Here is a 15,299-nt window from a genome sequence, read left to right as displayed (position 1 = left end):
CGCTCCGGAGTTTCCGGAACGCCTTTTTTATTTATTATTTCTTTCTACTTCACTACCTCTACCCACTTGCCTGGTGTGAAAGCGTGTATGGTGTTGTCATACATCGCTTCGCAGGAAGTTGCCGGCAGATAATATCTACCCAGATAGGCGGCGTTCAGCAATACATTATACGTACGTTTTTTACTCTCTTCTATATTGAAATAAGTATATACCCGGTCATCACGTATATCCATATACGTAGATGGGGAAGAATGGAACGCGCTATCGTTTTCCATCAAGCGGGTATTTATTATTTCCCAGCCTGAAGGGAAGATCTGCGACAAAGCCATTTGTTCATAATAGCCTCTCTTGCCCGGATTGGTGATGGTAACGGTGGCCATAAAGTCGCTTCCCTGCCGCAATGTAGCCGGATCCAGCGGTTTACCATCGCGGGTACTGAAGCTTACCTGCATGCCCAATATATCCGGGTTATTAGTGGCTACGGGTTCCTGACCGGCATCCGGTTGTCCCTGAAGAATAAGCCGCACATACAATACGTTTTGCCCGTTATTCTGTATGCTGATATTGCCCGCGCTGCTGTTGAACGTAACAGGTATCTGTGTAACAAAAGACTGCCCGTTTACATTGCCCTTGACGCCGTTGATGGTGTAGGCAAAATTCATCTTACTGCCACCTTTGTTGTTGCCGCAATACTTTGCAACGGCAATCAGCGAGTAAGCGGTTGTTTGTGTGCTGTACCACTGGTCGTTTTGCGACAGTTGTGCGGCAATCTGTTTCACCAGTTCGTTGGCGCGGTTACGTTGGCCCATGATGGTGAGTGTTTCCAGGATCATGGCCCTGTCGCGCAAATCAGAACCAAAAGTACCGCCCAGTTGCGTATACGCTTTAACTTCAGTGGCAAGTCCCTGTACAAGAGAGTTGGCTACCTCCGGCTGACCGGAAAGTTTATAAGCAGCAGCGAGCCTCCATTTGGCAGGAACAGACAGGTACTTGAATTCCTTTAACCGGTTCATCGCACCCAGCTCCGGCGATTTGGCCAGTGCCAGCAGGTACAGGCGGTACGATTGTGTAAGATCGCCACCATAAAAATTAAGAGTACTGGGCGCCCATGTACCGGCTTTATTGCGCTGGTATTTCTTCCATTGATCCAGTAACCCGGCTGGCAAGGTATAACCCTGCGCCTGCGCCTCTATGAGGAAATGACCACCATAATTGGTACCCCACTCATCGGAGTTGCCTTCACCCGGCCAGTAGCTGAAACCACCGTCGGAAGTCTGGAAGCTTTTCAGCCTGTTGATACCCGCTTTTACATTGCGGTCTACTTCTGCCCGCTGACTTTCTTTCAGATCCATCAACTGGTTCAGCACCAGCTGCGGGAACACGCCCGAAGTAGTTTGCTCAATACAGCCATGCGGATATTCTATCAGGAACCGCAGGCGTTTGCCCAGGTTGAGAGATGGAATGGTAGACACTTCCAGCACGCCGGAATTGGTGCCTGTCATGCCCACGGGGCTGAAAGCAGATTGCCAGCTCTTATTTCCTTCCAGGGTATTTTCAATAATATTGGTGATCACCGGGTTAGGATTACGAACATTCAGTTCAATGTTTTCTTCTGCTTTTTCTGCACCACTGCTGGCTGTTACTTTTATTTTAGCCACGCCTGTTTGCGGACGTACTTTTACATCGAAATAAACAATTTGTTCTCCGGGTTGTGAGAAGGTCACTGTTTTGGTTTGTTCGCCTACAATTTCCAGCAACGAACTGGTACTTAAACTAACATTCACATTGCGGATATTGGGTTCCAGGCCAAATACGGTTACCGGCACCTGGATGGTTTCTGACGGCCCAAGCACGCGCGGCGCTGTGGTGAGCAACATCAACGGTTTCTTTACCGCTACTGCTTTTTCAGCAAAGCCATAAGCGCCGTCCTGACCGGCTACTACCATCGCTTTCACAGATCCTATGTATGGTGGCAGCTTAAATTTATGTGTTTGTTTTTGCCCTGTTTTCAGGTAGAAGGGACCCATATATTTTACCACGGGCTTAAAGCGATTGGCTTTGGCGCCACCGGCATTTTTATCCAGTCCTTCATCACCACCAATACTCAGGATGCGATCCATGTCCGCTCCCCAGGCGCCTATCACGTAGTCGAATAAATCCCAGGTTTTTACGCCAAGTGCTTCTCTTGCATAGAATGCATTATGAGGGTCCGGTGTTTTGAAACGGGTAAGATCGAGCAGCCCCTCATCTACAATGGCGATGGTGTAAGTCATCGGTTTGCCATTGCCTTCACTCACGGTGATGCTGGCTTCTGTTTCAGGTTTCAGCTTGTCTGCCATCGTGATCACCGGTTTGAGGATGGTGCCGGGGTCTTCAATGGAAATCGGAATGGTACCATACATACGGATCGGCAGATCGTTGAGGGTTTGCGCATGTGGCTGCAGCAAACTAACGTTCACGTATATATTAGGCGTCATATTCTTTTCCGCCTTGAACTTAAAGGTGGTTTGTCCCTGTTTGGTAGTGATCCAGTATGTTTTCAGCACTTTGCTGCCTGATTCAATACTTACCAGCCCGCGGCCGCCTTCGCTGCTTGGGATGGTGAGGTTAATGTCATCACCGGTTTTATAGGTTTGTTTATCGGAGGTAAACACCAGCATAGATGCTTCCGCAGGATTATCCTTCTGCATCCTTTCTGCCCATCCGGGCCAGTCGATATACACGGCTTTACCTGCGGTATGGCCGCTTTGCAGGTCTTTCACCCTGATCAGGTACCTGCCCCAATCCGGTGAATTTACGCGCAGGTCCCATTTGCCTTTACCATTCTGCAGGGTAACGGTTTCTTTGCTCAACAGCTGGTTATAGCTGTCCTGTGTGAAGTTGGAGTAGTCGTCCTGCTCACCTTCATCCCACCACCATCTCCATTTAATTTTATATAATTCTACCTGTACTTCGCGGCTGCCGGTAGTGAGATTGCCATTGCCATCTACATCCACCAGGTCGATAGAATGTGGCCGGTCTGTGAGCAGCATACCGGTGGTGCGGTCGCCTGTGGGGATGCGCAAGCCTGCGTAAGAGGTGAATGGATTATAGGGCATGGAGAAGTGATCGATACTGAAATCGCCTCCGGGTTCAAATACTTTTACTTCAAAGTTTGCTTTCAGCTGGCCCGGCGCTACTTTGCCCAGTTGTATGTCTGCATTCACAGGGGCGCTGCCGCTTTCACTCAGCGGGCCTTCAAAGATGGTTTTATTTTCTGCCTCGAAATGAGTTACCGGATCATCGAAAGAGTAGTCCCCGAATTTGGGGAAGCTGGTGCTTTGCTGTACCAGCGATACATCTACCTTAGCTTTCAGATGCTGTGCCGTGGCGCCAAACAGCCATATGGCCGATAAGTTACCGGTAGCGCTGCCTTTCGACAAGGAAGTGGTGCTGCCGAAATCCATTTTTATTTTAAGGCGGTTGGGCTTTACGGTTTCAATGCGTACATTCTTCTGGAAGGTGGCGCCGCCTACTTTTACTTTTGCCACCCAGTTACCGGTTGGATCATCCGGTGCAGTAGCAGTCGCAAAGCTGTAGAAGCCGTTTAGTCCTTCGTGCTGATTGATCCGTTTGTATAGTTGTCCTTTTGGATTGTATAGTTCCAGTGAAACAGGGTGATCTGCCGGTAATTTCTCTCCTTTATCTTCCAAAATAAAAGTAAGATAAACGGAATCACCGGGACGCCATACGCCACGCTCGCCATAGAGGAAGCCTTTGATACCGTTTTGTACTTCCTCTCCTTTTACATCAAACCGGCTTAATGGAAGGGAACTGCCGTCGTCGAGTTTAAGATAACCCCGTTCATTTTCTTTTTTGGCGATAAGCAGGTAGGGCTTACGTTTCAGATCGAAAGAAGCGAGTCCTTCCCCGTCACTTTTAGTTTTAAAGATGACCTGGTTTTGATAGTCGAGTAATTCCAGTTCCACTCCTATGAGGGGTTTGGTATCACGTATATCCGTTACCGCTACCAGCATGCTGTTATCGTTTCCTCTTTTGGCGATGAGGCCAATGTTGGAAGAAATGACATTGCGGGATGCCCATTTGTCTTTGCTGTAGTAGGAATTGGAGCAGGCATCATTCCGGCGGTCCCAGTTATAGCCGTATGGATAGTAGCTATCGTACCGTTGCCAGAAGGAATCATCATCATCAATTTTTTCTCCGCCTCCGTAATATTCTTCCTCTCCTTCCTCATCGGAGGAAGCGTTATCACCGTCTTTGGTGGTATCTGCGGAGCAGGCGGTCATAGCGTATGATTTCCGGAAACCGATAGTGATGCGGTAAATGGCGCCGGGTTCGGTGCGCAGCATTTTATCGAGGTCCAGGAAGAAGCGGTTTTTCTTATGGAGGTTTACCGATTTATCCCCATCGAGGCGGATAGTTTTTTCTACTACGGGCTTGCCTACACGCCGTAGCTCCTGGCTGCCATCGAGGTCGTTCCGCTGAAGATATTGCGGTACATTATTTTCGTAGATTTTTATAATGGAAACGTCTACCGCGTTGAGGTTCACCGCTTCAAACGGCATCACCAGCTTATTGCTTTCCGGCAGGATCACGCCTTTGCCGGGAATGCTTACGCTGGGTAAAGTATTTTCAAAGTTAACGTTGGCGCTGAAAGTTTTGCCTAAGCGTTTATCCGTGATGTTTATAACACCTTCATTTACTATTACGTTGTAGTTTCCTTCCAGTCGCACGGGTGCATATACGCTAACTTCGCTGCCATCAATGGTATAACGCAGGTCGCTTTGACCGCTGATGCCGATAAGCCCTTCCAGTGTCTGGGCCATGCTTACAGGATCAGAAAATTGTACCAGGAGGTGTTGTTCCGGATCTGCGAGGGCTTTTACATTCAGCACTTTAAAATCGCCGATAGCAGGAACTTCGATGGTGTTCTTTCCGTTGTTGTCCACTTTCAGGGGCGCCCCGTTCCAGCTCAGTTCCATGTTACGGGCAATATTGGCCCGTGCGATGTTGGCAATCGTAAAGCGGGAGGTACGTTCTGCGGCGTTGTGCTGCCAGGTAATGGGTAAGCCTTTACCGGCATATTGTGCGGTGAGTATTTTTTCAATCGCCTGCGGATCTTCCACATCCGCCGTATAAATGGCGCCTGGGCAGGTCATTCGGTCGAGGGTATTATTGGTACTGGCTTTCAGCCCGAAATTTTCTATCGAGAAAGAGGGTTTGATGATCTTGAATTCAAAGTCAAATGATTTGAGTTCCTTGGGCACTTCCAGTATTTTACCAAGTTTAAAGTTGGCTTCATACGTTTTGCCGGGTTGCAGATTTTCATCTGGTCTGAATTCGATGGTGGTGGCATCAATCCAGTAGGACTTTCCTTTGATGGAAGGAGAAAATTCGAATACTTCCTTTTCCAGTGGCTCGTTCTGGGTATGGGTTACATTCGTTTGTGCGGTGAGGTGAACACGGATGGCGCTTTGTTTGGAAATGATACCCGCGGTGTATGCCTCAATGTACCGGGCAAATTCGGGGTTCATTTCTTTTTTCGCCGTACGGCAACCACTGATCACAAACAGGGCGGCCAGGAATGAAAATAATGCTGCTACAGCGGTAAGCCTTTTTGTTGGGTGCATCAGGAAAGCAGATTAGGTGATTAACTATTAGGTGCGAATGTCGGGAATTTTATTCAAACAGGAAGGGGGAAGACTTAAAGCCTTCCCCCTTCCTGTTTGAATGTGATCACATATAATTTGCTACACCATTTCGCCTTTATTGAGCCGGATAAACTTATCTACACAGGAAGGCAGTTCATCTTCGTAGTGGGTAACAAAGATGAGTGTTACCGGCATGTGTTCACACAGCTGTTCTATCACCTTTTTGAAATGTAGTTTTTGCTGGGTGTCCAGTCCCTGGCAGGGCTCATCAAAGATCAGCAGGGGCGGATTTTTAACAAGGGCGCGGGCCAGCAAGGTTAGGCGCTGCGCGCTTTCAGGCACCTGTTTGAACGGCGCCTTTTCGTGTTCGGCTATATTCAGAATGCTCATCCAGTCGCGGGCCACCTGCTGTTGTCCGGGAGTAGCCGGCCTGGTGCTGCCAATTACATCCGAGAAGCCGGAGCATACCACCTGGAGGCAGTTATCGCGGGAGGTAAAATACTGGTGCAGTTCCGGCGATACGAAGCCGATTTTTTTCTTGATATCCCAGATACTTTCCCCGCTGCCCCGTTTCCGGTCGAACAGCCAGAGCTTATTGGCATACGCCTGTGGATTATCGCCGTTTACAAGACTCAGCAGGGTGGATTTACCTGCGCCGTTGGGCCCCAGCAAAGCCCATTTTTCATTTGGCTTAACTGTCCAGTTGATGTTATTGAGGATGGTATTTTCGCCGTATTTAATATGGATGTCCTCCATCCGCACAATCGTATCAAATTGTTGTTGCTGGCTGTTTTGTACCAGCGCTGTTATTTTATCAGCCTCCATTTCCGGCAGCGTTATTGCTGTTGCCGCGGGTAATGGCAGCTGTGTAAATTCGCTGCGTGTATACTTGCCAGTTATACTGCCATTTTCCAGGGTAAGCACATGCGTAATATGTTCGGGAATTTCATGAGGGGCGGTAGCCAGCAATACGGTGGCGCCACCGGCAATGATTTCATTGATCATATTGCTGAAATCCTTCCTGGCCTGTACATCCAGCCCGATGTAGGGATTATCCAGCATGAGCAGTTGCGGCTGTTGGATGAGGGCGCGTGCAATCATTACCCGGCGGGTTTCGCCATTGGATAATTTGATGAGCCGTTTTTCCATCAGCGGGGCAATACGCAGTGGCTGGAGTAATGCCGGTACTTCGGTGAGTTCCAGGTATTCCATTACGGTGGGGGAATTATCTGCATCCATGCTGTTGAAGCGTTGCTGATAATAAAAATCCGTAGTGGTATTGGAGAGGTTGCGGAAGGTATGATGATGTCCTACCAGGGCCACCAGGTTGCGGTAATTAAACCAGGGATCTGTGATGGTATGTTGCCGGCACCACTCGTCGTAAAAGTGGTAATGGATGCTACCATTGATGATATTAAATTTACCAAGAATGGTATTCAGCAGGGCGGTTTTACCGGAACCGCTGGGCCCTGTGATGGCCCATTGTTCTCTTTTGTTGATCTGCCAGGTGAGGGTATTGAATAATGTTTTATCGAGATACCTCACCGTAATATGTTCCAGTGAGAGGAATGGCGTTTGCTGTGCTGTCATAGTTTGAACGATTGGACTCAGTATTCTTCTGTCGGATATAAAATTAACCCGATTATTGAAAGCTTCCAGTAAATTTATGGCAAAGTTTGAGGGTATGATCTGGAATATAAAATCATTTGAAGAATTAACCACTGCAGAACTCTATGCTATCCTGCATTTGCGCAGTGAAGTATTTGTGGTGGAGCAAAATTGCGCTTACCAGGATCTGGACTATTCCGACCAGAAGGGGCTGCATTTAATGGGAACAGATGAAGAAGGCCGGTTGTTGGCGTATACCCGTATTTTTCCACCGGGAATCAAGTTTAAAGAGGCTTCTATCGGCAGGGTGATTACTTCTCCGCTGGCCCGCGGCAAAGGTGCGGGAAGGGAACTGATGGAGCGTTCTATTGCAGCGCTACAGGAGCATTATGGTGTGATTCCTATCAGGATCGGGGCGCAGCAATATTTACAACGGTTTTATACTTCACTGGGGTTTGAGCAAACCAGTGATACTTATATGGAAGATGGAATTCCTCATATTGAGATGCTGAGGCGGAGCGGAGAGATCGCCTTCGGCGATTAAATTGTCTTGGAGCAGGATTACGCTGATTAACCGTGATTCAAATGATTTTTCCACCTTTTGTTTAAAATATTGAGGGGAGATAAAAGCGAATATCCGCTTCTATCTCCCCTTATTCTTTTTATAATCTAAAATCCGCTAAAATAAAATCATAATACTCACGGTTAATCAGCGTAATCCTGCTCCAAGACAATTTAATCGCCGAAGGCGATCCTTCCGCTCTACCGCTTTGGTATTTTTTTCTTTTTCTCTTCTTTATTGGGCGCGTGCTCTTTCACCCGGTAGAAAGGGATAACATATGAGATGGTGTATTGCACATCGAAAGCAGATCTTTTGGAACCACTGCCAAAACCGGGAATGACCAGCGGCGTTATGTTATCGGTTTTCACACTGTTAACCAGGATGCGTTCCCGGATGTTCCAACCCATAAAGAGGTTCTTCAGTACTTCTACCTTTAATCCTACCAGCAGCTCTACCCAGTGGGCATTTACCGCGGTTTTGGGCACGCTGCCACTGAGGTTATCACCCCAATAGGTGTTTTTGATGGAATAAGTGGGAACGGAATAATTAAAATGAGAGAATCCGTAACGGAAGCCTGTATAGAACATATTCTTTTCAGAAACATATTGTCTTTTCAGAAAATTATAATCAACACCCAGGGTTACAAACATACCATTCCCTTTGTAGGTGTAATTGGTATCGCTGTAGGGGGTGTTGGCGTAGCCGCCTTCAAAGGCAACGTAAAGATTACTGTTGATACGGGCATCGGCTACTACTGTTACTTCTTTCCTATAAGGATAATAGATAGCAGAAACGATACGGCTGAGATCCACTCCTATCCGCACGCCGCCCGGAATAAACCAGGAGCTGTCTTTATGCGCCAACACTGCCGCTTTTGCCGTATCGGCAAGTGCTTTATGGGTAGTATCTGCTTTAACAGTTTTGGGCAGCGTATCCGTTTTAACGGTGGCCGGCTTGTTTTGTGCCGTGGCAGCAACGCTGAGCAGGATACTAGTCAAAAAAGAAATACAAAGTAAGATGCGTGTCATTACTGCTAGTTACGGACTTATTATTAATTACAACAGAATCGATGGTATGCATGGTGGTGATGACGGTATCTATATTAAAATAGGTACCAAAACCACATCCGGGGGAAATAAAATGTTGTTGCCGTGTATACCTGATCTTTAAGGTATCAGGTACAAAGCTGGAATCCACTTTCAGGTAAAAGAGGCTGCTGTCTGCTATCGGCGATAGCTGGAAGAACAGGTCGCCCAGTGCCTGGCTTCTGTAAATGCTATCTCTGCCAAATGCATATGCGGTTACTTTAGGCATCACAGTATCTGATAATCTGTCATTGAGTTTGCGCATAAGATGCGTATGGTAATCATTCCGCAAAGTCTGATCGCATACTTTCGTTTCATTTTCACAGGCTACGATGCCCGCGAAAATGAAACAGGTGAGTAATATCTGGTAGATGCTTTTCATTACTTGTTTACAGTTGGCAAGATATTAAATTCCCAGCTCCTTTTTGAGGAATCTGGCGGTATGACTTTCTTTGCAGGTACTTACCTGTTCGGGAGTGCCGGTACATAAAATGGTACCGCCGCCGCCGCCGCCTTCCGGCCCCAGGTCTACAATGTAGTCAGCCATTTTAATAACGTCCAGGTTATGTTCAATGACCAGTACGGTGTTGCCTCTGTCTACCAGTTTGTACAGCACTTTTAGTAGCAGCTGTATATCCTGGAAATGCAGCCCCGTTGTTGGTTCATCGAGGATATAGATGGTTTTGCCGGTATCTTTCTTGGAAAGTTCGGTGGCCAGTTTTACCCGCTGGGCCTCTCCTCCGGAGAGGGTTACAGCAGATTGTCCGAGGGTAATGTATCCCAGTCCAACGTCCTGCAGTGTTTTTATTTTGCGGTAGATCCACGGTACCGGCTGGAAAAATTCCACGGCTTCATCTACCGTCATGTCCAGCACATCGGAAATGGACTTGCCTTTGTAGCGTATTTCCAGCGTTTCGCGGTTATACCGGCGGCCGTTACATTTTTCGCAATGCACGTATACATCCGGCAGGAAATTCATTTCGATCACGCGCATGCCGCCGCCTTCACAAACGTCGCAGCGACCGGTTTTTACATTAAATGAAAAACGGCCGGCATTATATCCCCTGATCTTGGCCTCCGGTACGGAAGCAAAGAGGGTTCTGATGTCGGTGAAAAATCCGCAGTACGTAGCGGGATTGCTGCGTGGGGTGCGGCCGATGGGCGATTGGTCAATTTCAATCACTTTATCAATAAACTCCAGTCCCTTGATGCTTTTGTAGGGCATGGGAACCATCTTGGAGTCGTACGCATGTTTGGAAAGAATGGGATACAGCGTTTCATTGATCAGGGTAGATTTACCGCTGCCGGAAACACCGGTAACACAAATGAAAGTGCCGAGGGGTAGTTTCAGGTTTACATTCTTCAGGTTGTTGCCGGACGCGCCTTTCAGTTCCAGGAAATTACCGTTGCCTTTGCGGCGTTGTTCGGGTATTTCCGGGGAGGTATTGCCATTCAGGTATCCGGCGGTGGGGGTATTGAGTTTAAGGATTTGTTTGGGTGTGCCCTGTGCAATGATCTGGCCGCCATGCACACCTGCGCCGGGGCCGATGTCTACCAGGTGATCGGCGTGGAGCATGATGTCTTTGTCGTGTTCCACTACAATGACGGTATTGCCCATGTCTTTCAGGTTGCGGAGGGCATCTATCAACTGCATGTTATCGCGCTGATGTAAACCAATACTGGGTTCATCCAAAATATAGGTGATGCCCATGAGCTGGGATCCTATCTGCGTGGCGAGGCGGATACGCTGTGATTCGCCACCACTGAGGCTCCGGGTAGGACGGTTCAGGGTGAGGTAGTTTAATCCTACGTTCAGCAGGAACCCAAGTCTTTCGCGGATTTCTTTCAGAATATCCTTGGCGATGGCATTTTGTTTTTTCTCAAGACGGGTTTCAATATTTCCAAACCAGGCGAGGAGCTTATCCAGGTCCATGTTACCGAGTTCAGATATATTTTTTTCATCGATCTTGAAAAACAGGCTTTCCTTTTTGAGGCGGGCGCCGTTACATTCGGGGCAGGTGCTCAGTTTCATGAAGCCTTCTGCCCAGCTGCGTACATGATCGGAGGAGGTGTCGTTGAAATAACGGCGAACCATATTTACTACTCCTTCGTATTCAGTGGCGTATTCGGTGCTGCCGTTGCTTTCTCCAAATTCCAGGTCTACTTCCAGTTTGCCGTTTTCATCACCAAACAACAATACGTTGAGGGCTTTTTGCGGGATGTTGGAAATAGGGGCTGTTAAGGAAAATTTATACTTTTTGGCGAGTTGTTGTACCTGTTTAAAGGTAAAGGTATCACGTGCTTCGCCCAATGGTTTTAGTCCGCCGTCGGTGATGGAGATGTTGTAATCAGGGATTACTTCGTCCATATCTATCTGGTAGATAGTGCCAAGACCTTTACAGCGCGGGCAGGCGCCGTAGGGGGAGTTAAAGGAGAAGGTGTTTGGACTGGGCTCTTCGTAGGAAAGCCCGGTTTCCTCGCACATCAGTTGCTTACTGTACTGGCTCACTTTATTGGTGTCGTGGTCCATAATAAACAGCAATCCTTTTCCCATCGTGAGCGCTTTTTGTACGCTCTGGCTGATCCGGGTGCGGGCATCTTCCTGCACCTGGATACGGTCTATCACAAGTTCGATGTCGTGGATCTTGTAGCGGTCCACCTGCATTCTTTCTTTCAGGTCTTCTATTTCCCCGTCGATCCGCACTTTGAGGTAGCCTTGTTTGCGTACCTGTTCAAACAGTTCCCGGTAGTGGCCTTTTCGTCCGCGTACAAGCGGGGCGAGGATAGCCAGCTTTTTGTTCTTATAATGTTTGAAAAGATGCGCCAGTATTTCCTCTTCTGAGAAGCGGGTCATGGGTTTGTTGGTATTGTAGGAGTAGGCGGTTCCGGCGCGTGCGTAGAGCAGGCGGAGGAAATCGTAGATCTCCGTGATGGTACCAACAGTAGACCGTGGATTTTTATTGGTCGTTTTCTGTTCTATAGAAATAACGGGAGAAAGTCCGGTGATTTTATCCACATCGGGCCTTTCCATATCGCCGATAAACTGGCGGGCATAAGCGGAAAAGCTTTCCATGTAACGGCGTTGTCCTTCTGCATAGATGGTATCAAATGCCAGTGATGATTTACCACTGCCGCTGATGCCGGTGATCACTACCAGTTTATTTTTGGGCAACTGCAGATCCAGGTTTTTCAGGTTATGCTCCCGGGCGCCAAAAATGGCTATTTGTTCATCTGCCGGGGCTTGCGCCACGGAAGTATCGGGTACATTCTCTTTTTTCTTTGCCATAATATTAAACTACTAAGCTACGGCATAATTGCGAATTTTCGGTTTTGTATTGCTAAGAATTTTAGCGAAGTGAGGGAAGAAGCGCCTTCGGCGCTGGTAAATTGTCCTGGAGCAGGATTTTGGGATTAATCGTGATTACGCTGATTTATCCACCATTTGATATAAATAATCCGGGGAGATAAAAGCGGATTCGCTTCTATCTCCCCGGAACAGTCATGTCTAATCCTGGAAATACAATCGCCGAAGGCGATTCTTTTCGCTTAGGCTTTATATTTTTTAAATATTACAATCGCATTATGACCACCAAAACCGAAGGTATTGCTCATGGCTACATTTACAGTACGCTGCTGTGCCTTACCGAGAGTGAGGTTCAGGTTGGTAGGGATTCCTTCTCCCAATACGGAAGTATTGATGGTGGGAGGAACGATATCTTCCTGTGTAGCTTTGATACAAGCGATGGCTTCAATAGCGCCGGCAGCTCCGAGCAGGTGACCTGTCATGGATTTGGTAGCGCTGATATTGAGTTTTTGCACATGGTCACCAAACGCGGCAACAATGGCTTTTAATTCGCTGAGATCTCCTACTGGAGTGGAAGTGGTGTGTGAGTTGATATAGTCCACATCGGTAGTGGCAATCTCGGCATCTTCCAGGGCCTGTTCCATACCTAAGCGTGCGCCCATACCTTCAGGGTGGGTAGCCGTGAGGTGGTAGGCATCGCAGGTCATGGCGCCGCCAATCATTTCTCCGTAGATGGTAGCACCTCTGGCGATAGCGTGTTCATATTCTTCCAGGATGATAGCGCCTGCGCCTTCACCCATTACAAACCCATCACGTTCTATATCGAACGGGCGGGAAGCATGTGCTGCATCTTCGTTGCGGGTAGATAATGCTTTGAGGGCATTGAATCCTGCAATACCGGCGCGGGTTACAGGAGCTTCAGAACCACCTGCCACAATTGCGTTGGCTTTACCGAGACGGATGTAGTTGAAAGCATCTACCAGGGCGCTGGTAGAGGAAGCGCATGCAGAAACTGTACAGAAGTTGATGCCCATGAAACCATATTTCATAGCTATCTGGCCTGCTGCAATATCACATATCAATTTAGGAATAAAGAAAGGGTTGAATTTAGGGACAAAGTTGGCCTGTGTAAATTCAACGATCTGTTCTTCGAACGTAAGCATTCCGCCATTGCCGGATGCCCAGATTACACCAATTTTAGTTTTGTCGATGTTGGCACTATCGAGACCGGCATCCTGTACTGCTTCCTGTGCAGCCGCCATAGCGTACTGGGTGAAGCAATCCATTTTACGGGCTTCCTTCTTTTCCATATATTTTTCCACATCAAAACCTTTGACTTCACAGGCGAATTTTGTTTTAAACTCTGTGGTGTCAAATTTAGTGATGGGGCCGGCGCCACTAACGCCTGCCTTCATATTGTTCCAAAAAGTATTTACATCATTCCCGATAGGTGTTAATGCTCCCAAGCCGGTAACCACAACCCTTTTCAGTGTAACAGTACGCATATTTTTTACTTTAATAAAAAAAGTTAGAGCGCAAATTTAGTTACTTATTGTTATGATTAAGCATATTCATTAAGATAATATAATATAACTTTTTGGAATTTACGATGAAAGCCGGTGTGGATGCGGTTTTATACGTATGAGCGCGCAGGATCTGACAGTCTCCTTACTTTTTTCCGGACATTTTTATCTTAAAAATGTGCGAATGCAAGGAAATTGTAACCTCGTAAAAGGAAACTCTCCGCAAATAAACGGTAATATATTATCAGGCAGCAGCTACTACTGCCGGTACCGGCAGGGTGGTAATTTTCCGGGTACGCTGTTTCAGGAAGCAGATGACTTCAGCATCTGTCTGGAAGCGGTCGCCGATATTTACAAAGTGTTTGGCCAGCAGGTCGTAACGTTTGCCCATCAGGAAGGCCCATACGTGCAGGAAATGGATGCCATCAAATACAATGGCGTCATTGCTGATATATTCGCCCAGTGTTTTGGTGAAGTATACAGGATGCTCTGTCCAGTGCATGCTGGGTTTTACGTGGTGACTGATATGATAGCCATCGTTCCAGCACTTGTGATTATATTTTGTATTGATGCAGGTGATGCTGTTTTTGTAAGAATTTTCCGGCTCTTCCGGATCAATAAATGCATGCTGGGCCCAGTTACCTACCATCATAATTACGCGGGAAATGAGGAAGGGCAATATAAATACCACGAAGGTGGCAGGGAAGTTAATAAAGGATAATCCTACGCAGGCGGCAATGAAAAGCACTTCACCCCTTACGAGTTTTACCATTAACTTATTTCTTTTTTTACGGAGATGATAGCGGGCGGTGTCATATACTCCCAGCGTAACAAAGTTTCCGAGGTATGCGAGGAATCCGCGGAAGGAATCGCGCTGGTATATCATTGTGCAGCTGTCGTCGTCCGGCATATTGTTTTCCGGATGATGCATACCGATATGATGGGAATAGTATGATTCCGGTGTTTGTCCGAATAAGGGACCGATCGCCCAGGGCAGGTAATTATTCCAGAACTGGTACTTCTTTTCAAAAAATACACGGTGACTGGTACAGTGGAGCATCAGGCCAAAAGGCCCTTTGAAGGTAACGTTATTCAGGAACTGGTAAGCAATAGCAGCGCCCCACCAAACCCAGTTGTTTAATCCGGGAATATACATGAGTATAGCCAGCGGCCAGAGAGTGAAAGTAATTTTTAGTGTCAGGTACACAAAGGGAAGGTCACGCTCATCCCTGATCCAGCTTTTAAAAAGACGGTCAAGTGCAGTTTCATGTGTTGGCTTTACGTAAACTGGGTCAGTAAGTTGAGAAAGTTGCTTCATATGCTCAGTGTATTTTACTACAGTTGTAATAATGTTGGCCTGGAGCCGGTGAATTATTATAACGCTCCCCCGGAAGATATATTATGCCGTATAGGGTAACTGAAGATAACCATTTTTTTCTTCTCTGGTAGTAATTACAGGTATTTTTGTAATTTCCGTTTCGATGCGTATCTGTCAGAGGGGAACATACCCTGTAATATGTAATAAAAATATGTGGATGTGTGGAAATGTTCAGGTAATTCCATTTT

8 protein-coding genes are annotated in these 15,299 nt (G+C 47.2%); 1 reads left to right on the top strand and 7 read right to left on the bottom strand.

Features of this window, described 5'->3' with window-relative positions; translation table 11 throughout:
* Nucleotides 1-44: 44 nt before the first annotated feature.
* Both B5Z18_RS12570 and B5Z18_RS12565 read right to left on the bottom strand, forming a co-directional pair.
* On the bottom strand, nucleotides 45-5,630 hold the full coding sequence (locus B5Z18_RS12570; RefSeq protein WP_079469681.1) for an alpha-2-macroglobulin family protein: 5,586 nt from the start codon (nucleotides 5,628-5,630) through the stop codon (nucleotides 45-47).
* Nucleotides 5,631-5,750: 120 nt separating this feature from the next.
* Nucleotides 5,751-7,241: an ATP-binding cassette domain-containing protein gene (locus B5Z18_RS12565; protein WP_079469680.1), complete on the bottom strand. Its 1,491-nt coding sequence runs from the start codon at nucleotides 7,239-7,241 to the stop codon at nucleotides 5,751-5,753.
* Between the two features lie 76 nt (nucleotides 7,242-7,317).
* Between B5Z18_RS12565 and B5Z18_RS12560 the strand changes: the two genes are divergently transcribed.
* Nucleotides 7,318-7,803: a GNAT family N-acetyltransferase gene (locus B5Z18_RS12560; RefSeq protein ID WP_235015915.1), complete on the top strand. Its 486-nt coding sequence runs from the start codon at nucleotides 7,318-7,320 to the stop codon at nucleotides 7,801-7,803.
* 218 nt (nucleotides 7,804-8,021) lie between these two features.
* On the opposite strand, the gene B5Z18_RS12555 is transcribed toward B5Z18_RS12560, so the two are convergent.
* The 5 genes from B5Z18_RS12555 to B5Z18_RS12535 all read right to left on the bottom strand — a co-directional run bounded on the left by B5Z18_RS12555 (nucleotide 8,022) and on the right by B5Z18_RS12535 (nucleotide 15,051).
* Complete coding sequence (locus B5Z18_RS12555; RefSeq protein WP_079469679.1) at nucleotides 8,022-8,819, bottom strand: DUF6048 family protein; 798 nt, start codon at nucleotides 8,817-8,819, stop codon at nucleotides 8,022-8,024.
* The gene (locus B5Z18_RS12550) at nucleotides 8,812-9,288 is read right to left on the bottom strand and encodes a DUF6452 family protein (RefSeq protein ID WP_079469678.1); all 477 of its coding nucleotides are present in this window, start codon (nucleotides 9,286-9,288) and stop codon (nucleotides 8,812-8,814) included. Before B5Z18_RS12550 ends, B5Z18_RS12555 begins: the two co-directional genes overlap by 8 nt.
* Nucleotides 9,289-9,312: 24 nt before the next feature.
* Entirely contained in the window at nucleotides 9,313-12,192 is a 2,880-nt protein-coding gene (gene uvrA, locus B5Z18_RS12545; RefSeq protein ID WP_079469677.1) for an excinuclease ABC subunit UvrA, read from the bottom strand.
* A gap of 260 nt (nucleotides 12,193-12,452) precedes the next feature.
* Entirely contained in the window at nucleotides 12,453-13,715 is a 1,263-nt protein-coding gene (gene fabF, locus B5Z18_RS12540) for a beta-ketoacyl-ACP synthase II (protein ID WP_079469676.1), read from the bottom strand.
* 262 nt (nucleotides 13,716-13,977) lie between these two features.
* Nucleotides 13,978-15,051 (bottom strand): fatty acid desaturase family protein, encoded by a 1,074-nt coding sequence (locus tag B5Z18_RS12535; RefSeq protein ID WP_079469675.1) that lies wholly within the window; start codon nucleotides 15,049-15,051, stop codon nucleotides 13,978-13,980.
* Between the last annotated feature and the right edge of the window lie 248 nt (nucleotides 15,052-15,299).

The organism is Chitinophaga ginsengisegetis, assembly GCF_900168065.1.
Lineage (GTDB): Bacteria > Bacteroidota > Bacteroidia > Chitinophagales > Chitinophagaceae > Chitinophaga > Chitinophaga ginsengisegetis.
Note: the sequence above shows the minus strand (reverse complement) of the source record. Positions and strands in the feature narration are given on the sequence as shown.

What these genes read in the sequence shown, in the direction of transcription:
- B5Z18_RS12570 (WP_079469681.1), bottom strand. Translation starts at nt 5,630, where the DNA reads ATGCACCCAACAAAAAGGCTTACCGCTGTAGCAGCATTATTTTCATTC.
- B5Z18_RS12565 (WP_079469680.1), bottom strand. Translation starts at nt 7,241, where the DNA reads ATGACAGCACAGCAAACGCCATTCCTCTCACTGGAACATATTACGGTG.
- B5Z18_RS12560 (WP_235015915.1), top strand. Translation starts at nt 7,318, where the DNA reads ATGGCAAAGTTTGAGGGTATGATCTGGAATATAAAATCATTTGAAGAA.
- B5Z18_RS12550 (WP_079469678.1), bottom strand. Translation starts at nt 9,288, where the DNA reads ATGAAAAGCATCTACCAGATATTACTCACCTGTTTCATTTTCGCGGGC.
- uvrA (WP_079469677.1), bottom strand. Translation starts at nt 12,192, where the DNA reads ATGGCAAAGAAAAAAGAGAATGTACCCGATACTTCCGTGGCGCAAGCC.
- fabF (WP_079469676.1), bottom strand. Translation starts at nt 13,715, where the DNA reads ATGCGTACTGTTACACTGAAAAGGGTTGTGGTTACCGGCTTGGGAGCA.
- B5Z18_RS12535 (WP_079469675.1), bottom strand. Translation starts at nt 15,051, where the DNA reads ATGAAGCAACTTTCTCAACTTACTGACCCAGTTTACGTAAAGCCAACA.